Here is a 15,803-nt window from a genome sequence, read left to right as displayed (position 1 = left end):
TTAAGAAAAAAAAGAACTTCTATATTGTTTTAGACTATCTCCAAAAAACATCGAGACAATAGCCAAATATGTATGTATAGATTTGTTTACGGCAAAATTAGTGCACCTATTTGATAAAAGTATTGTCCTCTTTTGTACATACATGAATTACTCCAGTTCTACTGACATGTACAAGCACATCTTTAATTTCACTTTCTAAAACCTGTTCTATTGCATATTTAATTTCCCATTCCTTAACCTGGCCATTAGTATTAGAAATGCTCGCATGATTCACCCTTTTATCTTTAATATGTACAATTATTGTCCCTTTGCGTTCGTAGACTTTTATAACGCTTCCAATAAAATCAGCTGTAACTTTATCTACGTCAACGACTCCTTCATTTGTTATATCCCGAAATATTCTTTTTGAAAATTGATAGATTATAGCCATTTTATTTCCCTCCACCAGCTTAGTCTCAATTGAATGCTTGGAATTACGTTGGTAAATAGCTAAATTACCCCAAACAGCTTTATAAATTTTGCTCAAAATTGAATGGAAAGCACTTGTTAAAATTCCAAAAAACAAAAAAATTAGACTCAAATCTCACATCATTTGAGTCCAATCTTTTTGCGCAATGAATAACATTTGTCATGTTACATTAATAAAATAACATATCGTTCTGAACAATTTCTAAACAAGCGACAGCGGAATGAAAACAATGCAATTATAATGATTACATAAATACCTTCTTAAAGCAGAACAATCACCCTCGTATTATATAACTGAAACACATCATCCCTTAGACTCAATCCACTTAGCTATGACAATAAAACAAAAAAATAGAAAATATTATTGTAAGCTAGCAAAAATCGGTATAAAGGTGATAAAATAGCTTAATAAAGGGGGATGCAAACATGGGGAAATTAAGCAAGAGGAATATATTATGGATTGTGCCAATTGGGATCCTAGGGGTATTTTGGTACTTTTACGGTCCACAAAAGGACATTACAGATAATGAATATATTACATACGTTAAAAATTATTCCATTGAAAACAATCAAAAATCGTTAGAATCTGGATTGGCAAGTGCTTGTAAAAATCCATACTGGGTATATTTTGAAACGCAAAAAGGGCAAAAGGTTGTAGAGTTTAAAGGAGATTGTCCAATCAGTCATAAAGAAAAGAAAGTGAATATTCAATTTTTAGTAGATAATGATAGAACAAAGGTATGGTACGGTGCTATGCTAGTTGATAATAAAATGCAGGATGAAGAGGTTCGAGACAATTACCTCCTCACTCTAGCTGGTGACTAATGGTGAAAGCTCTCGTTTAAAAGCAAAACGAGAGCTAATTTAAAATGATAGGATTAATCAATCGTAAATGCGGATTGGATCATCCCTCGATGATAAAAAAACGTAAAAACTATCTTTATTTCACTGCTTTCCAAATCGTCCATCTATCCTTTTCAACTATCGCACTGGCTACGTCCAGTGAATCATCTATATACTTTACTAATTGATGCAGCTCTTCCTCTTCTAATTCATGTAAAATACTTCTACCTGTTCTATTCCTAATATCTTGGAGTAATTGTGCTTTTTCCTCATAGACTTTTCTTGTTTCCCACAGCTTGACTTCCTGTATCTCCTTAAATCCAATTTCCTTTAGTGTTTCCATTACTTTTTCACTACTATGTCTACGCGTTATTTCATGCTCCTTTAATTTAGGGAAATACTCGAAGAAATATCCTCGTATATGACTGGCATCGCCTTTTAAAAGACAGTCTTCTGGTGTACGGTCCTGGATAATATAGATTCCATCATCCTCCAATATTCGATACGCCTCTTGAAAACATGCCTTTAAATCTTGAATATGATGAATTAATGCTCGTTCGAGAATTACCTGAAAGCTACTGTTGTCTAAGCCTGTATCCAATGCATTTCCCTGCTTAAATGTAATATGATGATAATCCTTACAATTTTCCCTCGCTCCCACCAACATAGCCTTAGAAAAATCTACACCGATGACAGAAGCTACGCCCAATTCTACTAATGCCTTAGAGTAAATTCCTCCACCACATCCAATATCAGCAGCTCTAGAAATATTTACTAGCGGAACAAGCTTTTTAATCGTTTCCATCCATGAGAAATCAGCATACCGAGTTGTATACGTTGATTGATTGTTCATATTGCGAAAATCAATGCCCATCTTCATCACTCTTTTCGAAATTTATATGGATAATCTTGTATTCTTATTATAAACCCCTTCTGAACATTAAAAAAATTAATGTTAATTATCATTTTCAATAAGTTAAACTTATCAAAAGCACAATAAACAACTCATGCTATTCAAATATTAGCATGAGTTGTTTTTATAATGATCAAACTATAACCGAATCTACAGACTGAATGATGTGACGTTCTAATATTCTAATTTCTTTATTTAGTTTAACAATAGCCTCTTCTATTTGTTCAAAGCGTTCCCCATAACGAGCGCTTCCATTTTTGGTCTGCATCATTTCCCTTAATGACGCCTGACCTAAGTATAATTCTTCTAGCAAATCTAACTTTTGAAAATAAGCTGTACTGTATTGTAATTCCATCGGTATAAAGCCCCTTACCTATTCCTATTTTTTCTTTCCTAACACCTAGCTTCTTATTAGCACTATAACCGAAAAATGAATCTACAAAACTACTACAATACCACTATTTAATAACCAATAAATGGCGTTAAATAAGATGATGAGCTTCATCCTTTAAAATGGAATAAATAAATGTATCGTATGCCTCACCGTTTTGGTACATATAGTCTCTGAGAATTCCTTCCTGTTGAAACCCTATTTTCATAAGCAATTGATTAGAAGCCTCATTTTCTTTAAATACAACAGCTCCTATTCGCGTTAGCCCCATGTCATTAAAGCCATAAGAAATTACTTTAGTTACCGCTTCCAATGTATAGCCCTTTCGCCAATAATCTGGATGAATTTCATAGCCAATTTCGGCTCGTTTATGTGTTGAAGACCAAACATTGAAACCAACAGTACCGATAATTCCCTTTGTTCCTTTTCGTTCGATGCCCCAACGTATCCCCCTTTTTTCAGTGAAGTTTTTTGAAAAAAGCGTTATTAATTTTTCTGCTTGCTTAAATTCTGTAAATGGTTCTTGCCCATAATATCGTGTCACTTCCTTATGAGAAAAACAATGAAAAATGCTTCTTGTATCCTCCAGTGTCAGCTCACGTAAAATAAGTCTTTCTGTCTCTAAAATGGGAAACATATAACTCCTCCTTCAATCTATTCTATTCATAGTAATTATTGCTATATATCTAAAGTTAAATTATACTATATAAGACTATGCACTCCTACTTCAAGCATATTAAGGTGATAACATGACATCCTATGAACGTATACTAATAATGGTCCCGCCTTTTCCCTAGCTACTCTAATCTACTCTTTCATTAAAAAGTAGATTTTGCTTGTAGGAGGGCAATAAGTTGAAAAAACATGTAGCACCATCTTTACTATTAATGATTGTACTTGTGGCATTTCCACAAATTAGTGAGACAATCTATTCTCCATCTCTTCCTGATATTTCGCACGCATTGAATACTTCAAATAGTGCCGTACAGCTCACTTTAAGTATTTATTTTATAGGGTTTGCCATAGGTGTATTTTGTTGGGGATGGCTTTCTGATTTTATTGGACGTAGACCGGCAATGTTAGGCGGTTTAATTTTTTATGGAATTGGCTGTTTCATGTGTTTTTATGCTGAAACGATATCTTTTCTATTGGTTAGTCGATTTATTCAAGCTTTTGGAGCAGCAACAGGCTCCATTATTACGCAAACAATTTTACGGGAAAGTGTTTCTGGTAGTAGAAGACATGCAATGTTTGCACAAATTTCTGCCGTCATTGCCTTTACCCCTGCAGTGGGACCACTCATTGGTGGCTGGGTCGATCAAGCACTTGGCTTTAGAGCCGTATTCTTTGTTCTCATCGCAATGAGTATGTTGCTTTTTATCTACACCTATTTGAGGCTACCTGAAACAACAGATATTTCAACGAGAAAAAGAATCGCTATTTTTCCAGTTGTAAAGCGCATTCTTTCATCTCCTAAAGTTCTTGTTTTTGGCTTGTTGATTGGTGGCATAAATGGTTTGTTATTCAGTTACTATGCTGAGGCACCTTTTATTTTTATTGAGCACTTTCATATATCTCCAGGTCTCTATGGATTTCTTGGCATCTTTGTGGCACTTGCCTCTATTATTGGAGCAATGATTTCTAAAAGACTCGTCATCAATTTTAAGCCTGAAAAAGTAATCCATTTGGGCTGCTATGTGATGATTGCTGGCGCTTTTTTACAATTAATCGTTAGTATATTACCATTATCTAGCCATGTACTATTTTGTAGCATAATAGGTACTATATTTATTATGTTATTAGGGGCAGGTATTGCTTTGCCCAATTGCTTAAGCTTAGCTCTTGTCAGCTTTCAAGATGTGATTGGTACAGCAGGTGCTATTTTCAGCTTAGGCTATTACCTGCTGGTGAGTCTTATAACTTCTGGCATGAGCCTCTTGCATAATGGCTCCTTACTCACAATGCCTCTATATTTCATGATTTTAACAATGATTATGTTAATCTTCGGAAGAAAATTTATAGTTTAAATATAGTAGCGGGCATATTTAAGCATTAGAACTTCCACTATAAGCCACCCTATTTTTTTCGGGGTGGCTTTCCTGTTATTGAAAATAGTGATCAACAACCTCCTCAGCAGAATGAAAAACAATATTGCTCTGTGTCTTATAAATAAATTTCGGTGACATACAGGCTTTTTCAAGACTTTTGGCTTTCTTTAATTTATCCGTCATCTGCTCGATAATTTCTGAGTAGCCATCAAGATTATTGGATATCTTCGGTATCATCGAATCTGTCATATCTAAAACTATGGAAACTTGATCTTCTGCATAATTATTTAAATTAATGAAAAAGCACTCCTCCAAATTCTTCGAATGCTTATCAATATTGATAACAGCCTCTTGATAATTGGCAATAAATCCTGTGGATGTCTTAGTAATGGTAAAGCCTTGTTCTGTTAATTTTTTATCCATAGCATCTAACAATTTATTAACTTCCTCGTCCATTTTAGGCGTTACCGTTGATTGTATTAAATCATCACAATTCTGATAAATAGTATCAATCTCTGCTTGCTTTTCAACAAGTAATTTAAAATTCGACATCGAATACACACGAAATCTCCCCTTTTTTATAAGTTTGACATTTGGGAGAGTTTTTTAGTCATCTTTCAGCTATATATTTTTATAGCTCTTATGTATTAGAGCGTATTAGAAAAAAGGGAGAAATTCAAAAGTAGAGTGGATTAGACTTCTTTAAAGACATTTCTGTAAATTATAAATAGTATAAAGCCTATAACACAACTTATTTGGTTTAGTATTACGTCGTCTATATCACAACTACCTAAAAAGAAAATTAATTGGAGAATCTCTATACTACATATCATTAATAAACAGTTAGTCATGGTTTTAATTATATTACTTTGAGAAGGAAAGACTATGGGTATTAAAAATCCCAAAGGTATAAAAGGAATGATATTTCCAAGGATATTTATAAAAGCTACGCTATAATCCATATCACTTATATAAGTTTCAATTGTTCTAAAAGGAACAACATTTATACCTGGTCCGCGGGTATAATTAGTCCGTATTGTATCGATAAGATGGTTAATATTTCCATCGAACTTAATCACCACAAAATTAAGCAACAATAATATGTATATAACAAATATACTTTTCCAAATAGTTTTATTAAACAACACTCTTAAAGACCTCCATCAAGTTAAAAAAAGAACATTGAATAATGTTCTTTTTTTAAAATTTTAAGAAATAGATCCATCAAATGAATAAGTTTTGTAGCAACTGGGAACTTAACATAGAATTTGGTAGAAGCACTTAGTCCAGAAAAGTTGCTGAATCAGAATTGCTTTCTGTCAATATACCTTATGAATCAGTTACAATTTGTGTTAATCAAGTAATTTCACCATTGTATAATAACTACTACCAGGCGGATAATCTTTAATTTCTCCAACGACCTGATAGCCTCTCTGCTCATAAAATGTACGTGCTTGAAACTCATATGTAGTTAACAATGCCCTTGTTGCACCCATTTCCTTGGCTGTTTTTTCTGCTGTGTCTAATAACTGTCCACCGATGCCTTTTCCACGGTAATCTTTACTAAACCAAAACTTATTAATTTCAACCCATCCCCAATAAACCTCCGCCGTGATGCCACCAATCCATTGTTGCTCATTATCAGTGACGATGAGATTTAAGGGACGTATCGAACCCTTTTGTCTGCTTTCCTGATGGTATAGTGAATGTTCATCATTATAGTCACGAATTTTAGCATTTAAAAAATTAGTGAAATCATTGTGCTTCTCTTGTAAAATTTCAACCTGATAGTCCATCTAATTTCTCCTTTCAGTCCTGGTAACGCTTCATTAGCTTATCTTGATGAGCGTTGAAAATTTCTTCTAAGGAAATATCATACTTATTAGCGATTACAATAATATTTCCTAAAACATCTCCAAGCTCCTCTATTAACTCTTGCTTATTTTCTTCATACGATTGAACCTTTTCGTCTGGTCTGTCTCTGCCAATTTCTAAAGCTCGAATAGCTCTTGCCACTTCTCCGGTTTCTTCAGCAAGAAAACCAATGCGAGTAAAAATATTCAATTCAGACCATCCACGCGTATCATAGTATTCCTTTATCCATTGCTGGAATTCATTTATTTCCATTTTTCAGTCCTCCATTTCATTCCTCTCAAAATTAAATTATACTATAATACGAAACTTCTATCAGTGGACATTTTTATCACTGATTGGTGTGTGAAATCGAGAGATACAGGTAGATTTTAAAGATATTCCCTGTTAATCGGAGGAAACAATCAATTTGATTTGGAGGAGCTATATATGAATAGTATTGCAGTATTTTGTGGATCAAGCATTGGAGCTTCAGAGGCCTATCGTGAAGGGGCTATTCAACTTGGCAAGGAATTAGCCAAGCGACAAATTACCTTAATTTATGGAGGAGCTAGTGTTGGAATCATGGGTACAGTTGCAGATACAGTTCTGCAGGAAGGTGGTAAGGTCATTGGCGTTATTCCTACATTACTGGAGGAACGAGAAATCTCACATCAGCATTTAACAGAGCTGATTGTGGTCAATACGATGCATGAACGAAAAAGTAAAATGATGGAGCTAGCTGATGGCTTTATCGCATTACCTGGTGGCCCTGGTACATTGGAAGAGTTATTCGAAGTATTTACATGGAATCAAATTGGTCTTCATCAAAAGCCATGTGGCATTTTGAATATCAATCATTATTATGATTTACTAATTTCATTCTTTGACCATATGCAGAATGAGCAATTTTTACAAGCACATAATCGTGATACATTGCTAGTTGACGACAATATTGCGGCACTCTTAGATAAATGCGCTACCTATGTGCCACCTGCAGTTAAAACATACCAGCTTTCAAAATAAAACTATTACTGCATGGTATTATTTTTTACCATGCAGTTCACCCATTAAAAAGTCAGCATAAGTATTTCCCCGTATCACTCATTTACTACATAATCCTTTATCCTATACTTCTTTACGATTTTTCACAGCTACTACTGCAATAATAACCATGATTAGCTTCACCACCAATATAATTATGTAAATGCTAAACGATATAATGGCTGGCAATAATACTAGCCACCAAGACCAAGAAATAACATCTGTAAGCTTTAATACTATAAAAACAACTGTTAAGACTTCTGCAATTCCCACAACGTCCCCACCAATCGACTTTAAATTTTTCTCTACAAAAGAAAGCTACCATTAGTATTACTATAATACAACGATTAAAACATACCTTACTATGTTAACTTTTTGAAAAACACGGAACCTTTCTGCTGGTAAATCGTATAGATATTGGAAACACAATTTCAGTCATAAAGGAGACAACCAAAGATGAAAAAACCGGTTAAAAAAACTTGGATGATGGCTTCAGCATTAACATTAGGATTAGCTGTTTTGACACCACTTCAGGCAGGAGCTACTTCTGTGCAAACACCCAACAATGCTACAGTTCAAATGGAACAGCAAATTACTGGGACAATTACAGATAATTACGGAGATGGGATCAATCTTAAAGGAAAAGATGGAAAAAATTACTTTATTAGCTTCTATAAATTTTCTAAGGAACAATTAGAAAAAATAAATTTAGCAGAGGGACAAGAAATCACAGTAGAAGGTTCCATTGTTGACAGTTATTCTGATTTCTACACATTTGAAGTTTATAAAAGTGATCTGCCAAAAGAAATAACAGCAGAGGAACTAGCAAAATTAGAAAAGTTGTTTAATGAGATTAAAAGACTTGAAAAAGAAGCTAGTGTGCTTGAAGATACTTCTTCAGAAGCGGCAGAAAAGAAATACGATGAGATTGCTAAAATCTATGAGGATATGTATAAAATCACAAAGCCTTACATCTTAGCTAGCTGGGAGCCTCAATCCTTTGATGAGTATTTACAAGATTTTGGATTTAGTGAAAATAATATCGTCATTGATGCCGAGGACAAAAAACAGCTTAAGGTAATTTATGATGAATGGGTGAAACTTGCAAAAGCTGGTATTGAAGAAGACAAGGCAGATGAAAAATTTGAAGCTTTTTATACAATTCTTCAACCTTATTTAGATAAACTTTATCCTCCACAAACATTTGAAGAATATATGGCAGACACGGAATTAGCTATTCCTGCCGAAACGTTAGCCAAGCTAAAAACAATCTATGACGATGCTCAAAGGGCAGAAAAAGATAAAAATGATGAACTTTCTGAAAAGCTATGGACTGAATTTTATCATATTATGGATGAATTCTATACACCACAAACATTTGAAGAGTACATGGCTGACTTTGCTTTCGAAGTGAGTGAGGCTGATAAAAAGCAATTAAAAGCGCTTTATGAAGAAATCTTAGCTTTTGATAAAAAAGTAGAGCAAGAAAAAATTGATGCAAAATGGGACGCTTTTTATACTATTTTAGATCCGTATTTTAAAGCAAACAAAGAAATTCTAATTTCTGCTTCTAAGCTAACACTTAACGGTCAGGTTTACATTTCTCAATAATTGAAAATCACCTTAATGTTTCTTTACTAATTGTGGGTTTTTCTTAACCAGGTAGTGTTATGTTCCTGTGGGAAAGGGAGTGAGTTGCATTAATAAATTTCGAGTAAGAAGATGGCTAAACTTACATGCTGAAAATGATATAATCGTAACGAGTAAGCATTATAAAAGATTAGGCGAAATAGGGTTAATAAAAATAATTATAATGGGGTCTTATAAAGGAAAAAAAATATCCTTTGATCCTGAATTGTTTGAAATACTCCCCTCCTTCCCTTCAGTCGATGCTAAATCATTGGCCAAATTAGCTCAGGACTTTACAGAAATGCTAAGAGATAATTATGAAAGAGGAAATAAAAAACCAACTCATTATATTTAAAATACAGGTATTTAAAAAAATCCCTAGCTATTTGTTTTCATAAATAGCTAGGGATTTTTTCTTTTCCTCTTTCAATTTTCTTCACTCCAGTTTGATTCATTTCAATTAAAAAGCTTTCGAGAAAGTATTTCCTAATTTTTTTCACAAGATAAAACTTTTTGTAATGGAAATACGTCTAATAATTGGTAACAAGTTGAATAAAAGGAGACATGTTGATGAGAAAACCACTTAGAAAAACTTGGATGATTGCTTCTGCACTAACATTAGGAATGGCTGTTTTTACACCGCTTCAAGCTGGAGCAACCTCACAGGAAACAACAAAAGATGTGACGATCCAAATCGAACAACAAATTAAGGGAACTATTAAAAATATTGTAGGAGACGGGATCGATGTAAAAGGCAAAGACGGTAAAAACTACTTTATTGGTTTTCACAAATTTTCTGATGAGCAAATTGAAAAAATGAACTTAGTTGAGGGACAGGAAATTACTGTAGAAGGAAGTGTATTAAAGGATTATGCTGAATTCTACACATTTGAAGTGTATAAAAAAGAATTACCTAAAGAGATACCAACTGAAGATCTAAAGAAATTGGAAAGCATGTTTACTGAAATCAAAAAATTAGAAAAAGAAGAGAAGTATGATGAAGTAGAAAAGATGTATGCTGCAATGGATAAAATCACAAAGCCTTATGTATTAGCCAGTTGGCAGCCAATATCCTTTGAGCAATATATAGATGAATATGGATTCGGTGAGAAAAATATTGTGATTAAGGATAGTGAGAAAAAGCAACTAAAAAGCATCTATGAAGAGTGGGTAAAGTTTGAGAAAGCAGGTAAAGAAGTCAAAGCTCAAGAAAAGTTTGATGAATTTTATAAAATCTTGCAACCATATTTAGATGAGCTATATCCACCTACTCCCTTTGATGAGTACATGGCGAGTATGGAATTAGACATTCCTGCTGAAGTTGTCGTAAAACTAAAAACAATTTATGAAAAAGCTCAAAAGGCAGATAAAGACAACAGTATTGAGCTTTCCGATCAGCTATGGGGAGAATTCTATGAAGTAATCAACCCGTATTTTAAACCAATTCCGTTTGAGGTGTTTATCGCTGACTTTGATTTTGAAATTCGTGCAGCAGATAAAAAACAACTACAATTATTATATGAAGAGGCTATAACTCTTGATAAAGATGGAAAACAGGAGCAGTCTGAAGCTAAATGGGATGCTTTATACAAAATAGTAGATCCCTACTTCCTAGAAAATAAAGAAATTTTAATCTCCGCTTCTAAGCTTACTTTTAAAGGTCAAACATATCTTCCGCAATAAATGAAGTGGCGGGGACATAACTAAATGGTTCCTTCATAAAGACGAATAATCTCTAAATCAACAAAACACGATAAATCGAGAAACCGAACTAGTCCGAAACACTTCATGAGCGTTTCATTGGATAGTTCGGTATTTTTGTTTGCTGAAACACGTTTGTCCCAGCCTCTTTTTATTAAAAGCAGACTATTCCTGTGCTAGTCCCATAGCCTGTAGCATCGTTGTAAATTTCGCAGAGATTTCATTATATTCACTATCCTGCTGAGAGCTACTGACAATGCCTGCCCCTGCAAATAATGTAATATCCCTATGATCAATTTCAGCACAACGAATCGTAATTACCCATTCCCCATCGCCATTCTGATCCATATAGCCAACAATTCCAGTATAATAGCCTCTATTAAAGGGCTCCGTTTTCTGTATAAACTCTAATGAAGGCTTTTGTGGTGCCCCACAGATGGCCGGTGTAGGATGTAATAGCTGTGCTACATCCAATACAGTCGTCGTATCATTTTTTATTTTTCCCTTTATGACAGTCGATAAATGCATCATTGTATCTGTATAAAGAATAGCTGGTTTTTCATTGTACTCTATTTCTTCTAAATAGGGTTCCAATTTCTCACAAATATAATCCACAACAATTTTATGCTCATGTAAATCTTTTTCTGCATGTAGTAGCTCGTTCTCTATAGCCTTATCTTTTACCAAATCATAGGTTTTTTTACGTGAACCAGCCAAAGGATTAATCGTTACAATATTTCCTTCCTTTTTCACAAGTAGCTCTGGGCTAGCACCAATCAGATTTTGAGCGTTATCCAAGGCAATAGAAAAAATATAGCCTTGTTTATTTTTGTGTAGTAAATTCGTTAACCATGCTGTGATGGGTGGCTCCTCTTGTAAATGAAATTTTAATGATTTTGCAAGCACCACTTTGCTAAATTGTTGATTACGAATGGAATGTATTGCTTCTTGAACCATTTCGTTAAATTGAAGTCTGCTAGGTAAATCAATGCGGTTCTCTATTGACAAGGGCTGGTTTGCAGTTTGTAAATCATCGATCAAATTGGCGTGATGATAATTTACAAAGGTATCTGGAATAATAATCGTTGCTTTACTACGTTGATCAAATGGGATTGCTCCAATAATCATCGGTGCTTTATATTCCTTTTGAAGTGCCCTAATTTCTTCTGTAAGCGTTATTGAAGCATTAATAGCCAATTGAAACCTTTTTTGCTCCCCATTGAATACCAATAATTTTTCAGGCGTCTTCAAAAAGGTATCCTTGTTGCTAAAATGATTAAGGATGTCAGATAGCTTAATATTTTCCATAGTCTTCACCTTACTTAGATAATTTGATTATGCTTTAATTCCTGTATGATTATATCTTCTGTGATGCGTACAATATTTATATTCTCTTGACTACAAATAAGGGATAGCCGATAAAGGCTATCAATCATTTTGGAATGACAAAATACATCCTTGAATGTTGACTTTATTTGTTGATTATCCAGACTGATATCTGTTAATTTCATATGTAATCCCATACCCAACATTTTGGAATACGCTTCCTTTAGGGTCCATATTTTATAAAAATAATCTAGCTTTTCTTCCAGTAATTGAATTTCCTTAAAATGAGCAATTTCTTTTTCACTCATAAAAAAATCAATACAATCAAAATCTATTTGTTTGATCCGTTCAATATCGATGCCAATAAAGCTACAAGTTGATACGGCCCCAGCTAGATATTGTCCAGAGTGAGATATATTAAAATGAACATCTGGCACATGGACAAATGGCTTGCCATATGGACCAAATTGAAATTGGACGTCAGTTAATCCTGCTTCTTTTAATAGAAGAAAGCGTTTAAAAAGGTCAGAATTATGTTTATGAACATGTTTTGCTCTATATAAATAAATATTTATTTGATTGCACTTGGTCATTTTACGCTTCCACTGCCTTGTATAATAGTATCCTCTAAGCTTTGCAAATAAGAATCCTCTATTTCATAAAGGAAAAAGTGCCCTCCCTGAAATTTTTGAAGGATAAAGTCATGATGCGTCACCTCTTGCCATCTTCCTAAGTCTGCGGTAGAAAGGTCTGGATCCTCTTCTCCAAAATGAGCAATAATAGGCGTAGTCAATATTTGTCCCTTGTAGCAATGAGATTCATGCAAGGTATAGTCATTTTTAATGGCGGGTATGACAAAATTTAGAAACTCCTGATTTTCTAAAAGCAACGGTGGTGTACCACCAAGTCGATATAATTCCTCTATTAAATTCTGATCAGGCATGGAAGAATGATATTTATCTTTGCCCTGACAGTGAGGTGCTTGACGACTCGCAGCGACTAAAAGTTGTAGTTGTATATGAGTATTTGTTTCAAGATAGTACGCCACTTCAAATGCAATGGCAGCGCCCATACTATGACCAAATAATACTACCTTTTTATTTTTTGAAATCTGTGAAATTTCTTGGGCTATTTTGACACTTACCTCTTCTATGTTTAAAATCGGCTCTTCACTTCTTCTTGTTGCCTTCCCCGGCAGTTCTACACTATACATATTTACTTGCGTACATTTCCTTACCCACTCTTTATAATTTGAGGCTGAACCACCCGCATGATGAAAACAAAAAACATTGATATCACTATGATTATCACATGAGAATGGAAACCATATTTTCGAATCCATTTCAGCTTTCTCCTTCCGTATTTTCTAAAACAAATAATCGCTGTCCTAGCGGGTATAGTTTATGTCCCTTATCAGGTTGTATCGAAATACACCTGAAGCCCACCTCATTAAATATTTCCAGCCATTGTGCGGTCGTTAAAAAGGTAGAGGATGTTTCCATTCTTTTATCATTCGCAGGCTCCATCATAAATACTTGTGAAATTAACATTTGTAAAGACTCACCATCTGCTTCTGTTAAAATGACTAAACCATCTTTTTTTAATAGCGATTGAAGCATCAATAATATTTCCTTTGTATTTTTCACATTGTTTAACACACCAGCTGCTAGAATTACATCCTGAGAATCATTCTCAATAAAAGATAGTTCCTCCCTATCTTCAATATCTATTTTCATAAAATCTAGCCAATGAATATGCTGCAATGATTTCTTTGCTTCATGAATAAAATAATTTGAAATATCACTAAATAAATAGCAGTTCATGTTATTTTGTAGCTGATTTTTAACAATGCTATCAATGACCACTGTCGTGGTTGCACCAGTTCCTGCCCCAATTTCTAAGATATTTACCTTATCTTTTATTGCAATCTGTGCTGTGACAATGCTGGCGACTTCTTTATTCAGAAAATAAGCAATCATTGTATCCTTATATAAGGATGTAGCTACATCCATCTCACCCTCTTGAAAAAGCAGCTGGACAGCAGATTGTTTACCCTTTATTAAATCTCCTAGTAGTTCAGCGTGTTTATAAAAGTAATTCATGACTTTGGCAGGCATCAATTGATCTGCCCATACTGATATAAGCTCTTGCCACGCCATCTCTAGCTCTTCTGAAGTCAACACTGGATAATTTAATACAAAGCCTGTATTTAGACAAATAATATAACCATGAGTAGTAAGTGCCGTTAACCATCTTTTAACTATAAATTGAAATCTATCATCGATTTGGAGAGCCTGAGAAATTTCTTCAACATGATATATCTTGTCCTTTGAAGTGAAGATATTGTTTTTTTGAAGCTCAAGTAGAATCGTTTTTAAACAAACCTCATTAAATTTTGTTACAGCCTGTTGAACACCATCCATTGTTAGCAGCTTATAGCGTGCTTCCATTGATTCTTCTTTCCGAAGCTGTAATTTTATGTCTTCAATATTTAAAAATGGCTGAGGGATTCGCTCACAATCATTTGGATAACCTAAGGCACTCGTTAGTCCGCTCCATAGCTGTGCAGCTTGAATCATCTGCTGCCCCTCTTTTGCCATCTCGATCGAATGTATATCATGGGTAATCCAATTAGCTAATCTTTCAATATCCTGTAAAATAGCGGAAGGCCAAGTTTTTGTCAGAATGTCTTGATAGGTAGCGTTATTGTTTGACGCAAAATCCTCTATCACAGGGCTAGTGAGCGGAAGAGAAGCATCCTTTTTCAAACCTCTTGGAACTAGCGAAATAGCAGGGATTTGCATTCTAGGTGTCCATATTACTGGTCCATTCGTATCAAAAAGAGTCAATTTTCCACTATCGAACCCTAATGTAATATGGTGCATTAAGTGCATATAACTATCTGAGACAGCAACATCTACTTGATTTTGTGCTCGTATCGTTGTTGGAATATCTTTTAGCATGGCGGAAAGCAATTGAAACGGCATATTGCCAGTAATCGTATCCTTTACCTCCCAGGGCTGAATATTACCAAGCAATTTTGTTAAAATATGAGCTAGTGGAAATGAAACCTGGGTTGCCATATCGATATTCAAATATAAAGGCTTTTCTTGCTGTATTATCGTTTGAGCCACTTCTACAAATTTGTTGACGAAGGGTAAATGACCATATAAATCTCCAACCATGAACTTAACACGCTGTTGTTTGGCCATCCGGTAACAGTCTATTAAATTTTGATAATGTACAGGCTGTTCTAATAAGACATGTATGCCTCTTTTTAAGAATGCTATTGCAAGCTCTGTGCCCGAACCTCCCATGACGCTTGTAGGAACAACAATGCAAGCAATATCTATGTCATGAGGTATGTCCTCTATATCCGTATATAAATTTGTCTTATATACACTGGCACACTGCTTTGACCTTTGACTGCCTTGTGCAAGAATGCCTGCTAGTTCAAAAAGCGCCGAATGTTGGATAGCCTCTAAATAAAATTGGCCAAATCTTGTGCCGCATACAAGTACACGTAACTTTTGGGTCACTACTATATCACTCTCTCATTTATCTAGTTTTTATTAATCGAATAGATGAC

General features: G+C 34.4%; 19 protein-coding genes. 6 read left to right on the top strand and 13 right to left on the bottom strand.

Annotation, left to right across the window (positions count from 1 at the left end; genetic code table 11):
- Positions 1 to 106 precede the first annotated feature (106 nt).
- Positions 107 to 430, bottom strand: a complete 324-nt coding sequence (locus tag QNH24_RS11015) for a hypothetical protein (RefSeq protein WP_283872183.1) — start codon at positions 428 to 430, stop codon at positions 107 to 109.
- A 464-nt stretch (positions 431 to 894) separates the two neighbouring features.
- Here QNH24_RS11015 and QNH24_RS11010 point away from each other — a divergent pair, with 464 nt between their 5' ends.
- Entirely contained in the window at positions 895 to 1,293 is a 399-nt protein-coding gene (locus tag QNH24_RS11010; RefSeq protein WP_283872181.1) for a glucosamine 6-phosphate synthetase, read from the top strand.
- Between the two features lie 115 nt (positions 1,294 to 1,408).
- Here QNH24_RS11010 and QNH24_RS11005 read toward each other — a convergent pair whose 3' ends face one another.
- The 3 genes from QNH24_RS11005 to QNH24_RS10995 all read right to left on the bottom strand — a co-directional run bounded on the left by QNH24_RS11005 (position 1,409) and on the right by QNH24_RS10995 (position 3,252).
- Positions 1,409 to 2,185: a class I SAM-dependent methyltransferase gene (locus QNH24_RS11005; RefSeq protein WP_283872180.1), complete on the bottom strand. Its 777-nt coding sequence runs from the start codon at positions 2,183 to 2,185 to the stop codon at positions 1,409 to 1,411.
- Between the two features lie 172 nt (positions 2,186 to 2,357).
- Positions 2,358 to 2,579 carry a hypothetical protein gene (locus tag QNH24_RS11000; protein WP_283872179.1) on the bottom strand — a complete coding sequence of 74 codons (222 nt, stop codon included), beginning with the start codon at positions 2,577 to 2,579 and terminating at the stop codon, positions 2,358 to 2,360.
- Positions 2,580 to 2,706: 127 nt separating this feature from the next.
- The gene (locus QNH24_RS10995) at positions 2,707 to 3,252 is read right to left on the bottom strand and encodes a GNAT family N-acetyltransferase (protein ID WP_283872178.1); all 546 of its coding nucleotides are present in this window, start codon (positions 3,250 to 3,252) and stop codon (positions 2,707 to 2,709) included.
- 217 nt (positions 3,253 to 3,469) lie between these two features.
- On the opposite strand from QNH24_RS10995, the gene QNH24_RS10990 reads away from it, so the two are divergent.
- Positions 3,470 to 4,642, top strand: coding sequence for a multidrug effflux MFS transporter (locus QNH24_RS10990; RefSeq protein WP_283872177.1), 1,173 nt, complete (start codon positions 3,470 to 3,472; stop codon positions 4,640 to 4,642).
- A 75-nt stretch (positions 4,643 to 4,717) separates the two neighbouring features.
- On the opposite strand, the gene QNH24_RS10985 is transcribed toward QNH24_RS10990, so the two are convergent.
- The 4 genes from QNH24_RS10985 to QNH24_RS10975 all read right to left on the bottom strand — a co-directional run bounded on the left by QNH24_RS10985 (position 4,718) and on the right by QNH24_RS10975 (position 6,790).
- Positions 4,718 to 5,215, bottom strand: a complete 498-nt coding sequence (locus QNH24_RS10985; RefSeq protein WP_283872810.1) for a hypothetical protein — start codon at positions 5,213 to 5,215, stop codon at positions 4,718 to 4,720.
- A 140-nt stretch (positions 5,216 to 5,355) separates the two neighbouring features.
- Positions 5,356 to 5,811, bottom strand: a complete 456-nt coding sequence (locus tag QNH24_RS26280) for a VanZ family protein (RefSeq protein ID WP_353051144.1) — start codon at positions 5,809 to 5,811, stop codon at positions 5,356 to 5,358.
- Between the two features lie 204 nt (positions 5,812 to 6,015).
- Entirely contained in the window at positions 6,016 to 6,459 is a 444-nt protein-coding gene (locus tag QNH24_RS10980) for a GNAT family N-acetyltransferase (RefSeq protein WP_283872176.1), read from the bottom strand.
- 13 nt (positions 6,460 to 6,472) lie between these two features.
- Positions 6,473 to 6,790, bottom strand: a complete 318-nt coding sequence (locus QNH24_RS10975) for a MazG nucleotide pyrophosphohydrolase domain-containing protein (protein WP_054772018.1) — start codon at positions 6,788 to 6,790, stop codon at positions 6,473 to 6,475.
- Between the two features lie 174 nt (positions 6,791 to 6,964).
- On the opposite strand from QNH24_RS10975, the gene QNH24_RS10970 reads away from it, so the two are divergent.
- Positions 6,965 to 7,540 (top strand): LOG family protein, encoded by a 576-nt coding sequence (locus tag QNH24_RS10970; protein WP_283872173.1) that lies wholly within the window; start codon positions 6,965 to 6,967, stop codon positions 7,538 to 7,540.
- A gap of 102 nt (positions 7,541 to 7,642) precedes the next feature.
- Here the strand turns inward: QNH24_RS10970 and QNH24_RS10965 are convergent, their stop codons facing one another.
- Entirely contained in the window at positions 7,643 to 7,831 is a 189-nt protein-coding gene (locus QNH24_RS10965) for a transmembrane Fragile-X-F protein (protein ID WP_054772020.1), read from the bottom strand.
- A gap of 183 nt (positions 7,832 to 8,014) precedes the next feature.
- On the opposite strand from QNH24_RS10965, the gene QNH24_RS10960 reads away from it, so the two are divergent.
- The 3 genes from QNH24_RS10960 (at position 8,015) to QNH24_RS10950 (ending at position 10,870) form a co-directional block, all read left to right on the top strand.
- Positions 8,015 to 9,169 carry a hypothetical protein gene (locus QNH24_RS10960; protein WP_283872172.1) on the top strand — a complete coding sequence of 385 codons (1,155 nt, stop codon included), beginning with the start codon at positions 8,015 to 8,017 and terminating at the stop codon, positions 9,167 to 9,169.
- A 79-nt stretch (positions 9,170 to 9,248) separates the two neighbouring features.
- The gene (locus QNH24_RS10955; RefSeq protein ID WP_283872171.1) at positions 9,249 to 9,542 is read left to right on the top strand and encodes a hypothetical protein; all 294 of its coding nucleotides are present in this window, start codon (positions 9,249 to 9,251) and stop codon (positions 9,540 to 9,542) included.
- A 215-nt stretch (positions 9,543 to 9,757) separates the two neighbouring features.
- Complete coding sequence (locus QNH24_RS10950) at positions 9,758 to 10,870, top strand: hypothetical protein (RefSeq protein ID WP_283872170.1); 1,113 nt, start codon at positions 9,758 to 9,760, stop codon at positions 10,868 to 10,870.
- 183 nt (positions 10,871 to 11,053) lie between these two features.
- Here the strand turns inward: QNH24_RS10950 and QNH24_RS10945 are convergent, their stop codons facing one another.
- The 4 genes from QNH24_RS10945 to QNH24_RS10930 are packed head-to-tail and all read right to left on the bottom strand — an operon-like array spanning position 11,054 to position 15,753.
- Positions 11,054 to 12,196, bottom strand: coding sequence for an isochorismate synthase (locus QNH24_RS10945; RefSeq protein WP_283872169.1), 1,143 nt, complete (start codon positions 12,194 to 12,196; stop codon positions 11,054 to 11,056).
- A 14-nt stretch (positions 12,197 to 12,210) separates the two neighbouring features.
- The gene (locus QNH24_RS10940) at positions 12,211 to 12,807 is read right to left on the bottom strand and encodes a 4'-phosphopantetheinyl transferase family protein (RefSeq protein ID WP_283872167.1); all 597 of its coding nucleotides are present in this window, start codon (positions 12,805 to 12,807) and stop codon (positions 12,211 to 12,213) included.
- Complete coding sequence (locus tag QNH24_RS10935; RefSeq protein WP_283872166.1) at positions 12,804 to 13,556, bottom strand: thioesterase II family protein; 753 nt, start codon at positions 13,554 to 13,556, stop codon at positions 12,804 to 12,806. Before QNH24_RS10935 ends, QNH24_RS10940 begins: the two co-directional genes overlap by 4 nt.
- A 1-nt stretch (position 13,557) precedes the next feature.
- Positions 13,558 to 15,753, bottom strand: coding sequence for a bifunctional Gfo/Idh/MocA family oxidoreductase/class I SAM-dependent methyltransferase (locus tag QNH24_RS10930; protein WP_283872164.1), 2,196 nt, complete (start codon positions 15,751 to 15,753; stop codon positions 13,558 to 13,560).
- Positions 15,754 to 15,803 lie beyond the last annotated feature (50 nt).

Origin of the sequence: Lysinibacillus pakistanensis, assembly GCF_030123245.1 — a bacterium.
Classification (GTDB): Bacteria; Bacillota; Bacilli; order Bacillales_A; family Planococcaceae; genus Lysinibacillus; species Lysinibacillus pakistanensis.
Note: the sequence above shows the minus strand (reverse complement) of the source record. Positions and strands in the feature narration are given on the sequence as shown.